Raw genomic sequence first — 13036 nt, forward strand, 5'->3', positions numbered from 1 at the left:
CCCTCCACCTCGGGAGGGATACGTCCGCGCGACGCCATCCCCGACCCGCGCTCGTTCGTCGGCCCGCTCGGGTCAGGGTCAGGAACCTGCCAGCCGGTGGGTTGGCCTAAGGTGCTGGCGTGCCTGCGCGACGACGGACCGAACCTGCTGCCGGACGGGCGGCCGTGGCCGCGTGGCTGGGCGGCGACACCTCGCGGCCGGTCGTGACGACGGCAGTGCGGTTCACGCTGGAGGAGCTGGCCGACGTCGCGCCCGGGAACTCGGTGGAGGTGCGGGTGCCGCCCGCCGGGGCCGTGCAGGCCGTGGCCGGGCCGCGGCACACGCGTGGGACGCCGCCCAACGTCGTGGAGACGGACGTCGAGACCTGGCTCGGGCTCGCGACCGGGCGGCTGACGTGGGACGACGCCGTCGGGTCCGGGCGGGTGAGCGCCTCGGGGGAGCGGGCCGACCTGTCCGGGCTGCTGCCGCTCCAGGCCGCCCGGCCCCGCCCCTGACCGCACCGACGAGGCCGGGGAGGCGGCGGGCCCCATGGCGCGCGGGTGTCGGTCCGGTCCGCTACGTTCGGCGGCACCGGGCAGGCACGCACCACGACAGCCGGACGACGACGTCCCGTGACGTGGGGTTCAACAACGGTTCACGCGGGTCTGCTGAGGTGACGTCACCCCACGTCCGCCGCGAAGGAGCCACCGTGAGCCCTACCCCTCCCGCCCGTCATCGAGGACCGTTCGCGGCCGCCGCCGCGGCCGCGCTCGTCCTCCCCCTGGGCGCCGCCCTCGCCGCCCCGGCGTCCGCCGCCGTCTCGCCCGACGCCCCCGTCGTCATCGACGAGGTGTACGGGGGCGGCGGCAACAGCGGCGCCGCGTTCAACCAGGACTTCGTCGAGCTGTACAACCCCACGGACGACGCCGTGTCGCTCGAGGGCTGGTCCGTGCAGTACGCGTCCGCGGCCGGCACCTGGGCCAACGGGGCCCAGACGAACCTCTCCGGGGAGATCCCGGCGGGCGGGTCGTTCCTCGTCGCGCAGGCGCTGGGCGGGAACACGGCGCTGCCCGCGCTGCCCGCCCCCGACGTCACCGGCACCATCGCGATGTCCGGCACCGGCGCCAAGGTCGCGCTGGTGCGCTCGACCGACCGCCTCTCCTGCGCGGGCGCCGACTGCGCGGCGGCCGAGGCCGTCGTCGACCTCCTCGGCTGGGGTCCGACCGCCAGCGCCTTCGCGGGCTCGGGACCGGCGCCCGCGACGACGAACGCGACGTCCGTCGCGCGCCGCGACCACGTGCACACCGCCGACAACGCGGCCGACTTCGCCGCCGGGGCGCCGACGCCGACCGCGAGCGGCACCGACCCGGGCACCGACCCGGGCCCGGGCGAGGACGCGACGATCGCCGAGATCCAGGGCACCGGCGCGACGTCGCCGCTGGCCGGGACGACGGTGACGACCACCGGCGTCGTGACCGCCACCTACCCCACGGGCGGCTTCGACGGGCTCTACCTCCAGACCGCGGGCAGCGGCGGCGACCCCGCCGACGACGCGACGCCCGGCGCCTCCGACGCGGTGTTCGTGTACTCCCGCGCCGCCGCGGCCGAGCTCGAGGTCGGCGACCACGTGGAGGTCACGGGGAAGGTCAGCGAGTACTCCGGCCTGACGGAGGTCACCGCCGACGCGTGGACCCTGCTCGACGAGCCCGGTGCCGTCGAGCCGCTCGCCACGACCTGGCCCGCGACCGACGCCGAGCGCGAGGCCCTGGAGGCCATGCTGCTCGCCCCGCAGGGCGACTTCACCGTCACGGACAACTACGACACGAACTTCTACGGCACCATCGGGCTGGCCGCGGGCGACGCGCCGCTGGTCCAGCCGACCACGGCGGGGCGTCCCGGGTCCGTCGAGGCGAAGCAGCAGGCCGAGGACAACGCGGCCCGCGCCGTCCTGCTGGACGACGGCTCGTCGACCAACTACAGCTCGGCCGCGAACTCCTCCCGGCCGCTGCCGTGGCTGACCGGCGGAGACCCGGTCCGCGTCGGCGCCGCCGTGACGTTCACCCGGCCCGTCGTCCTCGACTACCGCTTCGACGCCTGGGGGCTGCAGCCGCAGCACCGGCTCACGCCCGACGTCGCCGCCGACGTCCAGCCCGCCACGTTCGAGGACACGCGCGAGGCGTCGCCGCAGGACGTGGGCGGCACCCTGCAGGTGGGCACGTTCAACGTGCTGAACTACTTCACGACGACCGGCGACCAGCTCACCGGATGCCGGTACTACACCGACCGCGCGGGGGACCCGGTCACCGTCCGTGACGGCTGCGACGCCCGCGGCGCCGCGGAGGCCGAGGACCTGGAGCGGCAGCAGACCAAGATCGTCGCCGCGATCTCCGCCCTGGGGGCGGACGTCGTCGGGCTCGAGGAGATCGAGAACTCCGCGGCGTTCGGTAAGGACCGCGACCAGGCGCTGTCCGACCTCGTGGACGCGCTCGACGCGCACGACGGCGCGGGCACGTGGGCGTACGTCGCGTCCCCGGCCGACCTCCCGGACAGCGAGGACGTGATCCGCACGGCGTTCGTCTACCGGACCGCGGGCGCCGAGCCCGTCGGGGCCTCCCGGATCCTCGACGACCCGGAGGCGTTCGGCAACGCGCGCCAGCCGCTGGCGCAGGTGTTCCAGCCGGCCGGCGGTGTGGACGCGGACCCGGGCGACGACGTCGTGGTCATCACCAACCACTTCAAGTCGAAGGGGTCCGCCGGCCCGTGGCCCGGGGACGAGGACACGGGTGACGGCCAGGGCGCCTCCAACGAGTCGCGCGTGCGGCAGGCGACCGCGCTGGTCGCCTTCGCCGACGACGTCGCGGCGGACGCGGGCACGGACGCCGTGCTGCTCGTGGGCGACCTCAACTCGTACGAGCAGGAGGACCCGGTCGTGGTCCTCACGGACGCCGGCTACACGGACCTCGGGCCCACCACGGGCGAGTACACCTACGCGTTCGACGGCGCGGTCGGCTCGCTCGACCACGCGCTCGCGTCGTCGGGCCTGATCGACCGGGTGACCGGCACCGACATCTGGAACGTCAACGCGTACGAGCCGGTGGCGAACGAGTACAGCCGCTACAACTACAACGCGACGATCCTCTACGACGAGACGCCGTTCCGGTCGTCGGACCACGACCCGCTGCTCGTCGGGCTGGACCTGGTGCCGTCCGCGCACGCGTGGGAGGCGAAGGCCACCTACGGCAAGGGCGACCGGGTCGCCTTCGAGGGCGGGCTCTTCGAGGCGCTGTGGTGGTCGCGCGGCGACCGCCCCGGGGCGTCGGCGTACGGGCCGTGGGCCGAGGTCGGGGCCCCGGTCGTGACGTCGGCCGGGACCTTCCCGGCGTGGACGGGCACCTGGGTGTACGGCAAGGGCGACGTCGTCGTGCACGACGGGCACCGTTGGCAGGCGCAGTGGTACTCCCGGCACGACGAGCCCGGCGCGACGTCGTGGGGCCCCTGGAAGGACCTGGGAGCCGCCTGACGGGCGGCCGTCGGGTGCCGGCAGGTGGCTTAGGCTCGAGGGGTGAGCAGCTCGACCCCCGACCAGGACGCCCCGGCACCCGACGGCGCCACGCCCGACGGCACGCCGCCCGACCGCGAGGCGGCGGCGGAGCAGACCGCGCCGTCGGAGGCGGGGTCGACGACCGACGCCGTGGACGACGTCGAGGAGCCGCAGGACGTGACGCTGCTCGTCGACCCGGACCGCGTACGCCGCGCGCCCAAGTACCCGGTGTTCCTGTGGATGGGCGCGCTGGTGGGCGGTGTCGTCGGGCTGATCTTCTCGACGTGGCTGCTCGACGCCGCCGACCCGGTGGACGTCGCGGCCCTGATGAAGCCGGGCGTCTACGTGTCGGTGATGATCTTCGGCGGCATCGCCGTCGGCCTGGGCGTCGGCGGGCTGGTCGCGGTGATCTCCGACCGGCGCAGCCTGCGTCGTCGCTGACGCGTCCGGGCAGGTCGACGCACCGGGGCCCTGTGGGATACTCGAGGCATGCCCTTGCGCCCTGACGGCCGCCTGAACCATGACCTCATGCCCGGCGAGAAGGGCCCCCAGGACGCGTGCGGCGTCTTCGGGGTCTGGGCCCCCGGCGAGGAGGTCGCCAAGCTCGCCTACTTCGGCCTGTACGCCCTGCAGCACCGTGGACAGGAGTCCGCGGGCATCGCCACCAGCAACGGTGAGCAGATCCTCGTCTACAAGGACATGGGCCTCGTGTCCCAGGTCTTCGACGAGACGGCGCTCGACGCCCTCACCGGCCACCTCGCGGTCGGCCACTGCCGCTACTCCACCACCGGTGGCGTGACCTGGGAGAACGCCCAGCCGACGCTCGGCGCCACCGCGGGCGGCACCGTCGCCCTCGGGCACAACGGCAACCTCACCAACTCCGCAGAGCTCGTCAACCTCGTGGCCGAGCGCTACGGCGCCCAGCGGCGCGGCGAGCTCGCGCGCGGCAACACCACCGACACGGCGCTCATCACGGCCCTGCTGGCCGGCGACGCCGACCACACCCTCGCGCAGACGGCGCTCGAGGTGCTGCCGAAGCTGCGCGGCGCGTTCTCCCTCGTCTTCATGGACGAGGGCACCCTGTACGCCGCGCGCGACCCGCAGGGCGTGCGCCCGCTGGTCCTGGGCCGCCTGCAGCGCGGCTGGGTGGTCGCGTCGGAGACGCCGGCCCTCGACATCGTGGGCGCGTCGTACGTGCGCGACGTCGAGCCGGGCGAGCTCCTCACCATCGACGCCGACGGCCTGCGCTCCGAGAAGTTCGCCGAGCCGGAGCGCGCGGGCTGCGTCTTCGAGTACGTCTACCTCGCCCGCCCCGACAACACGATCAACGGGCGTTCCGTGCACGCGTCGCGCGTCGAGATGGGCCGCACTCTCGCCCGGGAGCACCCGGTCGAGGCGGACCTCGTCATCCCGACGCCGGAGTCCGGCACGCCGGCCGCCGTCGGGTACGCCGCGGAGTCCGGCATCCCGTTCGGGCAGGGCCTCACCAAGAACGCCTACGTGGGTCGCACGTTCATCCAGCCGTCCGACACGCTGCGCCAGCTCGGCATCCGCCTCAAGCTCAACCCGCTCAAGGAAGTGATCCGCGGCAAGCGCCTCGTCGTCGTCGACGACTCGATCGTGCGGGGCAACACGCAGCGGGCCCTGATCCGCATGCTCCGCGAGGCGGGCGCGGCCGAGGTGCACGTGCGCATCTCGTCGCCGCCGGTGAAGTGGCCGTGCTTCTACGGCATCGACTTCGCGTCGCGCGCGGAGCTCATCGCCAACGGGCTCAGCCCGGACGAGATCGGTCAGTCCCTGGGCGCCGACTCCCTCGGCTATATCTCGACCGAGGGCATGATCGCGGCCACCGAGCAGCCGGCGTCCCAGCTGTGCGCCGCCTGCTTCACGGGCAAGTACCCGATCGAGCTCCCCACCGCCGACCAGCTCGGCAAGCATCTCCTCGAGCAGGCCGAGCTTCCGCTCGGCGCGCCGGAGGACGGTCTCCGCACGGTCTCCGTGGGGGCCGGCGGCGGCACCGCGCTCGACCACCCCTGACTGACAGCCGACCCCGCCTGACAGCCGACCGACACAGCCGACGAACGGTGAGCCCCACGTGACGAACGAACCCCTGACCTACGCCGCGGCCGGCGTCGACACCGAGGCCGGCGACAAGGCCGTCGAGCTGATGAAGGACGCCGTGCGCCGCACGCACGGGCCCGCCGTCCTCGGCGGCGTGGGCGGCTTCGCGGGGCTCTTCGACCTCTCGGCGATCCGCGAGTACCGCAAGCCGCTGCTCGCGACGTCGACCGACGGCGTCGGCACCAAGGTCGCGATCGCGCAGGCGCTCGACAAGCACGACACGATCGGCTTCGACCTCGTCGGCATGGTCGTGGACGACATCGTCGTGGTCGGCGCGGAGCCGCTGTTCCTGACGGACTACATCGCCACCGGCAAGGTCGTCCCCGAGCGGGTGGCCGACATCGTGCGCGGCATCGCGCAGGCGTGCGAGGTGGCCGGGACGGCCCTCGTGGGCGGCGAGACGGCCGAGCACCCGGGCCTCCTGGCGCCGGACGAGTACGACGTGGCGGGCGCCGCCACCGGCATCGTCGAGGCGGACGCCGTGCTCGGCCCGGAGCGCGTGCGCGCTGGCGACGTGCTGGTCGCGATGGGCTCGAGCGGCCTGCACTCCAACGGCTACTCGCTGGTGCGCGCCGTCGTGAAGCACGCCGGCTGGTCGCTGGACCGCCACGTCGAGGAGTTCGGCCGCACCCTGGGCGAGGAGCTGCTGGAGCCCACCCGGGTCTACGCGCGGGACGTGCTCGCGCTCGCCGAGGACCCGGCCGCGCAGGTGCACGCCGTCACGCACGTGACGGGCGGCGGGCTCGCGGCGAACCTCGCGCGCGTCCTGCCCGCCGGCACGGTGGCGACCGTGGACCGCGCGTCGTGGGAGGTGCCTGCCGTCTTCCGTACCGTCCGGGAGCTCGGCTCCGTGCCGCGGCGCGACCTGGAGAACACGCTCAACCTCGGCGTCGGCATGGTGGCCGTCGTCGGCGCGGACGGCGTCGACGCGGCGCTGGCGACGCTCGCGGCGCGCGGCGTGCCGGCGTGGGTGCTGGGCTCGGTCGAGGACCTGGACCCGGCCACGCCGGCGGAGGACCTGGTCGCCGGGACCAAGGGCGTGCAGGGCGGCGCCGTCCGCCTCACCGGCGACTACCGCTGACCACCCGGCGCGGGGGAGGGGGACCTTCCCCGCGCACGACGAAGGGCCGGACGGCTGCTGCCGTGCGGCCCTTCGCGCGCATCGCCGGAACCCGTGGGACACGGGGTCCGACGCTGGGACTCAGCGCTCGTCGCCCCAGGAGTTGTATCGGTTGTCGTACTCGTCGTCGTCGGAGAAACGATCCTCCGTGGCGACATCCGTGCGACTGCCCTCGCTGCTCCTGAGCTCCTGCTCGAGCGCGTGGTAGTTCGTCTCGGGGCTGTAGTACTTCAGCTCGCGAGCGACCTTAGTCTGCTTTGCCTTCTGACGGCCGCGGCCCATGGCTGAGACCCCCTCAACGTAGGAGCGGGGCTTGCGCCGTCCGTGACGGCGGCCCCGTGCGTAAGTAGTCTGTTCAGACCCCAACGGTACATGCTCGCGCGCCATTCCCTCCACTCCGCGACACGTGCCGCGCGCATCGATGGACGTGGGAGCGGGTGATCCTCGTCGGATGGTGTCTCAGGTCACGAGACCGTCCGGTGCGCGGAGCGGTCCGTGGCGGCCGACGACCGGCAGAACGGACGCACGAGCACGACTCGGTCGATGCCAGGACGATCCGGACGATTTCATCCGGCTCCCAAGTCGCCTCAATCCCGCTTTCTGCACACAATGGATGAGCGAGACCGTGTCCGCACACCGGGCGCCGCCCGGGCCGGTCCGTACCAGGAGGTGCAGGGGATGTCGCTCCACGGAGACTCCGAGGTTCTGCTGACGCCTGCCGAGGTGGCCAGCCTGTTCCGCGTCGACCCGAAGACCGTGACCCGCTGGGCGAAGGCGGGGAAGCTCTCGTCGATCCGTACGCTCGGTGGTCACCGCCGCTACAAGGAGTCGGAGGTGCGCGCGCTGCTCGGCGCCGCCTCCGAGGAGGCGACGCCGGACAAGTAGGGACGTGCTCAGGGGTGCCGCAGCGCTGCTCGAGCGAGGCGGCGTTCAGTGGCGCCGGGCCCTGACGACGACGATCACGACCAGCGCCAGCCCCGCCGCCGCGGCGCCGAGGAGCACCTGGGCGTTGCGCTTGCGCCGCGGGTCGGTGGCGGGGAGACCCCCGCCCGTGACGAACGTGCCGGCGTCGCCGGCCGCCTGCCTGGTCGCCCGTGCGAACTGGTTCGCCTGGTACTTAGGCGACAGTCGTGTCGCGAGCTGGTCGAGGGTCGCGCCGAGCTCCGCGCGGGTGCGGGCCACCTCGTCCTCGAGCTCCCGGGCGGTGGGGGGCGGGGTCCTGTTCTCGGGCGTCGTGGGCTCGGTCACCGGCGCACCCCCTTCTTGATCGTCTCCACGTCTTCCTTGACCCGGTCGATCGTCTCGGGCCGCCGGGCCGCCTTCTTGAGCTGGCCCACCGCGATCGCGACGGCCAGGCCGGCGACGAGCAGCATGGCGACGCCGACGACGAGCGCCGACAGCCACGGGGCCCACACCTCGGACAGGCCGAGGATCCCGGCCCAGATGAGCACGCCCACCGCATACAGCACGATGACGAGCGCCGCGGCGACGAGCCCGATCCCGATGCCGGACCGCTTCGCCTTCTCGGTCATCTCGGCCTTGGCGAGCGCCACCTCGGCGCGCACGAGCCGGGTGGTCTGTTCCGACAGCTGCTCCACGAGCCGACCCATGGAGGGTGGCTGCTCGGCGGGCGGCGTGCGTCCGTCGTCCCAGTCCGTCATCGGCTGCTCCGATCCTGCGTGTGGTGATCGTCCGTGCGGTCCCACTCAACCCGTCCCCGCTGGTCCAGGCAATTCCTGGCGCAAAACGACGAGACCCCCACGCCCGGGGCGTGGGGGTCTCGATGGTGGCTCCGACCGGCGTCGATCCGGTGACCTTTCGATTTTCAGTCGAACGCTCTACCAACTGAGCTACAGAGCCTTGGACACGAACGCCCGGGCGCCGTTTCCGACGAACCGGGCGCATCATGCGCGACCCTGACGGGACTTGAACCCGCGACCTCCGCCGTGACAGGGCGGCGCGCTAACCAACTGCGCTACAGGGCCATGGTGGGGAGTGGACTCCCACCGAGGAAGCTCGTTTCGAGCCGAGAAGAAGCGTACCCCATGCTCGCCGGGATCTTGAAATCGGATCCTGACCAGCAAGGACGCGCCGTTTCGCGGGGCTGTCGACGCTGCCGGCGTCCCCGCGGACGTACCCCCAACGGGATTCGAACCCGTGCTACCGCCGTGAAAGGGCGGGGTCCTAGGCCGCTAGACGATGGGGGCTGGACCCGGCAAGCATACCCAGCCGTCCGGGACGGTCCTCGCCCCGTCGTGGGCGAGGATGGGACCCGTGGTGGAGATGACGCGCGAGGAGTTCGAGGACGCCGTCCGGGACGGCCTCGACCAGGTCCCGGCCGACCTGGCGGCGATGATGGACAACGTCGTGGTCCTCGTGGAGGACGACGCCCCCGCCGACGATCCCGAGCTCCTCGGGCTGTACGAGGGGGTGCCGCTGACGGAGCGGGGGCTGCACTGGGCCGCGGGCTCGCTCCCGGACCGGATCACCGTGTACCGCCACCCGACCCTCGCCATCTGCGACACGCGCGAGGACGTCGTCGAGGAGGTCGCCATCACCGTGGTGCACGAGATCGCCCACCACTTCGGGATCGACGACGACCGGTTGCACGAGCTCGGCTGGGCCTGAGCCGCTCCCCGACCGACGACGACGGACCCGTGACGCACGGGTCGTCACGGGTCCGTCGGGGACGTGCTGCGGGGGAGCGTCGAGGCTCAGGGGCGGTACTCCCAGTGCCAGGCCTCGGGCTTGCGGCCGTCGGCCTGGGCCCAGGCGGGGTTCTTCCACCCGAACTTCGCCGCGTTCGCGACCAACCACCGGTGCTGCGCGCTCGAGCGCTCCTCCACGCCGCCGTTGAGGTCGACGGCGATGCCCCAGCCGTGGTCCGAGTAGCCGGGCACGGCGGCGAGGTAGCCGCGGCTCGCCTTGACCGACACCTGCGACTCGTAGGAGCGGTAGGAGTCGCGGATCTGCAGGTGCTCGCCGAAGCGTGCCCGGTAGGCGGCGTCGAGGCGCTCGAGCTGCTCGGCCGCGTCGCGACGCAGGGACTCGCCCGACGCGAAGGACAACCCCTTGAGGTCGGCGGACGCGAGGCGACCGTTCTCGTACCCCTCGGTGTCGTCCGCGAACTTCTTGAGGGAGCCGGCGGCCTTGCGGGCCGCCGCGGCCTGCGCGTCCAGGACCTCGGCCGGCGTCGCGGGGGCGGGCGTGATGCTGATCGCGCTCGTGTCGGTCTTCTCGATCAGGGTGGTGAGGTCCTCGGTCGCGTCGGTGACGTCGGCCGCGCCCTGCCCGCGGACGTCGAGCGCGGTGCGCTCGCCGGCGCGCGACGCCGCCTCCCCGCCGGAGCGGTCGGACACGACGTCGCGCAGGTGCGCCGCGCTCTTCGCGACGGCCTTGCGCTGCTTGGCGGGGACGCCGAGGGACTCGGTCGTCACCTGGTCCGCGCGGGCGAGCGCCTCCTGGGCGGCGGAGAGCGCATCGTCGCCGGACGCGGCGGCGCTCTTCGCGGCGCCCTTCGACGCGGCCTGCTCGGTGTCGGCCTTCGCCGCGCCCGAGCCCGCGGTGTCCGAGCCGACGGCGCCCGACGTCGCGCCTGCGGCGCCCGACAGCGCGGGCCGCACGATCGCCGTCGTGGCGGAGGCGGTCGGGGACACGATGCCGAACGTCCCGGTCTCGATGGTGCCCACCGAGGACGAGCCCTGGTCGGTCGACCCCGCGGTCCGGGTCTCCCCGGAGGCGGACGAGTTGCCGGTGAGGACCACCCCGGTCGTCAGCGCCATCACGGTGAGCGCGACGGGGACGCCGGCGTGCACGGCGCGGCGCCCGAGGCGCGGCGTCGTGGGACGGGCGGCGGGCTCGGCGGCGCGGCGCTGCCGGGCCGGACGGTGGATGTCGCGGCGCCGGGGCAGGGGCGCAGGGGTGTGCTCGGTCGTGTGCTCGGTCATGGGAGAAGGTCCTCGGGGGTCGGGAGCTCGAACCTGTCGGGAGCTCGCACCGGTCGGAAGCTCGTTCCATCTTCAACCGTTTCAACCGGTGCTCCGGGCCAACGAGGGGACCAGACGACACGAATCCGGTGCGGGCCGCGAGGACGAGATGTGAAGGACGGGACATCCCGGCGAAACCCCGGGCCGCGCGCCGGGGCGCCCGGATGGTGGGACGCGCCGTCCCGCGCGCCCGCGCCGCCGGGCCCGGGAGGCCGCGCGCACCCCAGGATGCTCGGATGACTTCCGCACCCGTGACGGTCGCGATCCACCGCGCCGTCAGCCCCGACCGCGTCCCCGAGGTTACCGCCTGGGTGCAGTCCGGCGTCCGGCTCGCGAACCGTTGGGACGGCTTCCTCGGCTCGGGCTGGATCCGCGCCTCCGAGGGTGCCGCGGACTGGATCATGCTCTACCGGTTCGCCGACGCCGCCCGGCTCGAGGCGTGGGAGGAGTCGCCGGAGCGTCGGCGCTGGCTCGCCGCCGGTGAGGGCCTGGTCGAGGAGCGCCGCGTCGAGAGGCGCACCGGCATCGAGGGGTGGTTCGACCCGCCCGTGCGGCAGGACGAGCCCACCGGGCCGCCCCTGCTGGCCGCGCCGCCGCGGTGGAAGCAGTCCGTGGCCATCTGGCTCGGCTTCTTCCCGGTGAACCTCGCGTTCACCGTGCTGGTGGGCTGGCTCGTGCCGCCGTTCGCCGACCTGCACGTCGTGCTGCGCGTGCTCGTCTCGACGCTGGTGCTCACGCCGATCATGTCGTTCTGGGTGCTGCCCTGGGTGACCGGGCGCCTGTCGGGCTGGCTGCACGCGCCGCGGCGCTGAGCCGCGGCCGGCGCGTCAGCCCCGGGCGGGGACGTGCGCCGTCGCGAGCCACTCGCGCAGGGCGGCCGGGCGGTCGGTGATGATGCCGTCCACGCCGGCGTCCACGAGCAGGCGCCAGGTCGCCTCGTCGTTCGCGGTCCAGCCGAAGACCCGCAGCCCCGCGTCGTGCGCGGCCGGGACCAGGCCAGGGTCGCCGGCGATCAGCGCCGCCCCGGGGCTCACGGCGGCCGCGTCGAGCTCGTCGAGCAGCGCGGGCAGGCCCTCGCTCGGGTGCTCGACCAGCAGCGACCGCGGCACCTGCGGCGCGACGTCGCGCAGGGCGGCGACCGTCACCGGGTCGAAGCCCTGGACGACGAGGTGGCCGGCGAGCTCGGGCGCGTCGAGCACGCGCATCGTCACGGCGACGTCCTCGGCGCTCCAGCGGCCCTTGTACTCGCACAGGACGCCCAGGCCGGGATGCCGCGCGACGAGCTCGAGCACCTCGGCCAGGGTGGGGATGCGCTGCCCGGCGAACTCCGGGCCGAACCACGAGCCGGCGTCGAGGGCCTGCAGCTCGTCCCGGGTGCGGCCCCGGACCTCGCCGTTGCCGTCGGTGGTCGCGTCGACCGTGCCGTCGTGGATGACCATCGGGACGCCGTCGGCGCTGAGGTGGACGTCGATCTCGATCATCGCGGCGCCCGCCTCCCCGGCGGCGTCGAAGGCCGCCAGCGTGTTCTGCGGGGCGTCGGCGGAGGCGCCCCGATGGGCGATGACGACGGGGGCCTGGGCGCGGACGGGCACGGAGCTCCTTCGGGCGACGACGACCTGCGACGGTGACGTGCAGGGGTGGGCCCCCAGGGGCTCGAACCCTGAACCCGCGGGTTCCGTGGTTGACCTGTTGAGCGCCCGACGCCAGCGTACCCACAGGAAACCTTCTGATTATGTGTCTGCCCACGTAGGCGCGGGAGGCGCGGCGTGAGCGCCTGCGACGAGCTGGCGCAGGTGATCGACGACGCCGCATGGGGCCACATGGTCGGGCACGTGCTCGACCACCAGTCCTCGGCGTGCACCGCGGGGTCATCTGGGCCCGGCCCCGCGACTGAAAAACCGCGCGACACGTTGCGACGACGCGCGACGTCGCAACGTGTCGTCGTCACGACGACGATGTCGCGCGGCGTCGCGACGCTCGAGGTCGACGATGATGAGCGCGACCACGATGCCGAGGAGCACAGCGACCACCATGCCGGCGGCCAGGATCATCCAGGTCCCCTCGGTCACAGCGACGCCACCACGTTCGTGATCGCGTGGCAGCCGCACGCGCACTGCATCTCGGCGTCCAGCTCGTAGTCCCACGCCCGACCCAGGCACGCCCGGTGCTTGCCCGCCAGGCAGTCGGGGTCGAGGGGGGGGTACTCCTCGACGGCAGGGGGTGGGGGGTCATCGTGCGGCCGAGGGGTGGGGCCTCCTCGCTGCGAGGGGGAGGGGCGCCATGCGTTCT

General features: G+C 73.7%; 14 protein-coding genes and 3 tRNA genes. 9 read left to right on the forward strand and 8 right to left on the reverse strand.

The genetic code is table 11. The features are described from left to right. The first annotated feature begins 119 nt into the window (after positions 1 to 119). The 5 genes from ACFVS0_RS21630 to purM all read left to right on the forward strand — a co-directional run bounded on the left by ACFVS0_RS21630 (position 120) and on the right by purM (position 6722). Positions 120 to 494, forward strand: a complete 375-nt coding sequence (locus tag ACFVS0_RS21630) for a sterol carrier family protein (RefSeq protein ID WP_430552133.1) — start codon at positions 120 to 122, stop codon at positions 492 to 494. Positions 495 to 688: 194 nt separating this feature from the next. Then, positions 689 to 3499 (forward strand): ExeM/NucH family extracellular endonuclease, encoded by a 2811-nt coding sequence (locus ACFVS0_RS21635; protein ID WP_430589101.1) that lies wholly within the window; start codon positions 689 to 691, stop codon positions 3497 to 3499. 42 nt (positions 3500 to 3541) lie between these two features. Then, on the forward strand, positions 3542 to 3961 hold the full coding sequence (locus ACFVS0_RS21640) for a hypothetical protein (protein ID WP_430589102.1): 420 nt from the start codon (positions 3542 to 3544) through the stop codon (positions 3959 to 3961). Between the two features lie 48 nt (positions 3962 to 4009). Next, the gene (purF, locus tag ACFVS0_RS21645; protein WP_429766003.1) at positions 4010 to 5557 is read left to right on the forward strand and encodes an amidophosphoribosyltransferase; all 1548 of its coding nucleotides are present in this window, start codon (positions 4010 to 4012) and stop codon (positions 5555 to 5557) included. A 58-nt stretch (positions 5558 to 5615) separates the two neighbouring features. Next, the gene (gene purM / locus ACFVS0_RS21650; protein WP_430589103.1) at positions 5616 to 6722 is read left to right on the forward strand and encodes a phosphoribosylformylglycinamidine cyclo-ligase; all 1107 of its coding nucleotides are present in this window, start codon (positions 5616 to 5618) and stop codon (positions 6720 to 6722) included. A gap of 120 nt (positions 6723 to 6842) precedes the next feature. Here the strand turns inward: purM and ACFVS0_RS21655 are convergent, their stop codons facing one another. Then, positions 6843 to 7043, reverse strand: coding sequence for a DUF3073 domain-containing protein (locus ACFVS0_RS21655; protein WP_430552128.1), 201 nt, complete (start codon positions 7041 to 7043; stop codon positions 6843 to 6845). 396 nt (positions 7044 to 7439) lie between these two features. On the opposite strand from ACFVS0_RS21655, the gene ACFVS0_RS21660 reads away from it, so the two are divergent. Further along, the gene (locus ACFVS0_RS21660; RefSeq protein ID WP_079575713.1) at positions 7440 to 7646 is read left to right on the forward strand and encodes a BldC family transcriptional regulator; all 207 of its coding nucleotides are present in this window, start codon (positions 7440 to 7442) and stop codon (positions 7644 to 7646) included. A gap of 45 nt (positions 7647 to 7691) precedes the next feature. On the opposite strand, the gene ACFVS0_RS21665 is transcribed toward ACFVS0_RS21660, so the two are convergent. From ACFVS0_RS21665 to ACFVS0_RS21685, 5 genes are all read right to left on the reverse strand, one after another. Further along, entirely contained in the window at positions 7692 to 8009 is a 318-nt protein-coding gene (locus ACFVS0_RS21665; RefSeq protein ID WP_430564281.1) for a DUF3618 domain-containing protein, read from the reverse strand. Further along, complete coding sequence (locus ACFVS0_RS21670) at positions 8006 to 8422, reverse strand: phage holin family protein (RefSeq protein WP_430552126.1); 417 nt, start codon at positions 8420 to 8422, stop codon at positions 8006 to 8008. The genes ACFVS0_RS21665 and ACFVS0_RS21670 overlap by 4 nt, the downstream gene beginning before the upstream one ends. A 123-nt stretch (positions 8423 to 8545) precedes the next feature. Further along, positions 8546 to 8621 (reverse strand) — tRNA-Phe (locus ACFVS0_RS21675). 51 nt (positions 8622 to 8672) lie between these two features. Next, a tRNA-Asp gene (locus ACFVS0_RS21680) sits at positions 8673 to 8746 on the reverse strand. Positions 8747 to 8895: 149 nt separating this feature from the next. Beyond that, a tRNA-Glu gene (locus tag ACFVS0_RS21685) sits at positions 8896 to 8968 on the reverse strand. A gap of 58 nt (positions 8969 to 9026) precedes the next feature. On the opposite strand from ACFVS0_RS21685, the gene ACFVS0_RS21690 reads away from it, so the two are divergent. Further along, the gene (locus tag ACFVS0_RS21690) at positions 9027 to 9389 is read left to right on the forward strand and encodes a metallopeptidase family protein (RefSeq protein WP_430589104.1); all 363 of its coding nucleotides are present in this window, start codon (positions 9027 to 9029) and stop codon (positions 9387 to 9389) included. 86 nt (positions 9390 to 9475) lie between these two features. Here the strand turns inward: ACFVS0_RS21690 and ACFVS0_RS21695 are convergent, their stop codons facing one another. Beyond that, entirely contained in the window at positions 9476 to 10708 is a 1233-nt protein-coding gene (locus ACFVS0_RS21695) for a M15 family metallopeptidase (protein ID WP_430589105.1), read from the reverse strand. Positions 10709 to 10983: 275 nt separating this feature from the next. Between ACFVS0_RS21695 and ACFVS0_RS21700 the strand changes: the two genes are divergently transcribed. Next, positions 10984 to 11559, forward strand: a complete 576-nt coding sequence (locus ACFVS0_RS21700; protein WP_430552123.1) for an antibiotic biosynthesis monooxygenase — start codon at positions 10984 to 10986, stop codon at positions 11557 to 11559. 15 nt (positions 11560 to 11574) lie between these two features. Here ACFVS0_RS21700 and ACFVS0_RS21705 read toward each other — a convergent pair whose 3' ends face one another. After that, a complete protein-coding gene (locus tag ACFVS0_RS21705) occupies positions 11575 to 12339 on the reverse strand; it encodes a glycerophosphodiester phosphodiesterase (protein WP_430589106.1) in 765 nt (254 codons plus the stop codon). A 201-nt stretch (positions 12340 to 12540) separates the two neighbouring features. On the opposite strand from ACFVS0_RS21705, the gene ACFVS0_RS21710 reads away from it, so the two are divergent. Continuing rightward, a complete protein-coding gene (locus ACFVS0_RS21710) occupies positions 12541 to 12885 on the forward strand; it encodes a hypothetical protein (RefSeq protein WP_430589107.1) in 345 nt (114 codons plus the stop codon). Positions 12886 to 13036: the final 151 nt, after the last annotated feature.

The organism is Isoptericola sp. NPDC058082 (assembly GCF_042885055.1).
Lineage (GTDB): Bacteria > Actinomycetota > Actinomycetes > Actinomycetales > Cellulomonadaceae > Isoptericola.

Bases quoted from the DNA above. Each gene is read 5' to 3' on its own strand.
- ACFVS0_RS21660 (WP_079575713.1), top strand. From the start codon at position 7,440: ATGTCGCTCCACGGAGACTCCGAGGTTCTGCTGACGCCTGCCGAGGTG.
- ACFVS0_RS21695 (WP_430589105.1), bottom strand. From the start codon at position 10,708: ATGACCGAGCACACGACCGAGCACACCCCTGCGCCCCTGCCCCGGCGC.
- ACFVS0_RS21655 (WP_430552128.1), bottom strand. From the start codon at position 7,043: ATGGGCCGCGGCCGTCAGAAGGCAAAGCAGACTAAGGTCGCTCGCGAG.
- purF (WP_429766003.1), top strand. From the start codon at position 4,010: ATGCCCTTGCGCCCTGACGGCCGCCTGAACCATGACCTCATGCCCGGC.
- ACFVS0_RS21700 (WP_430552123.1), top strand. From the start codon at position 10,984: ATGACTTCCGCACCCGTGACGGTCGCGATCCACCGCGCCGTCAGCCCC.
- ACFVS0_RS21670 (WP_430552126.1), bottom strand. From the start codon at position 8,422: ATGACGGACTGGGACGACGGACGCACGCCGCCCGCCGAGCAGCCACCC.
- ACFVS0_RS21690 (WP_430589104.1), top strand. From the start codon at position 9,027: ATGGGACCCGTGGTGGAGATGACGCGCGAGGAGTTCGAGGACGCCGTC.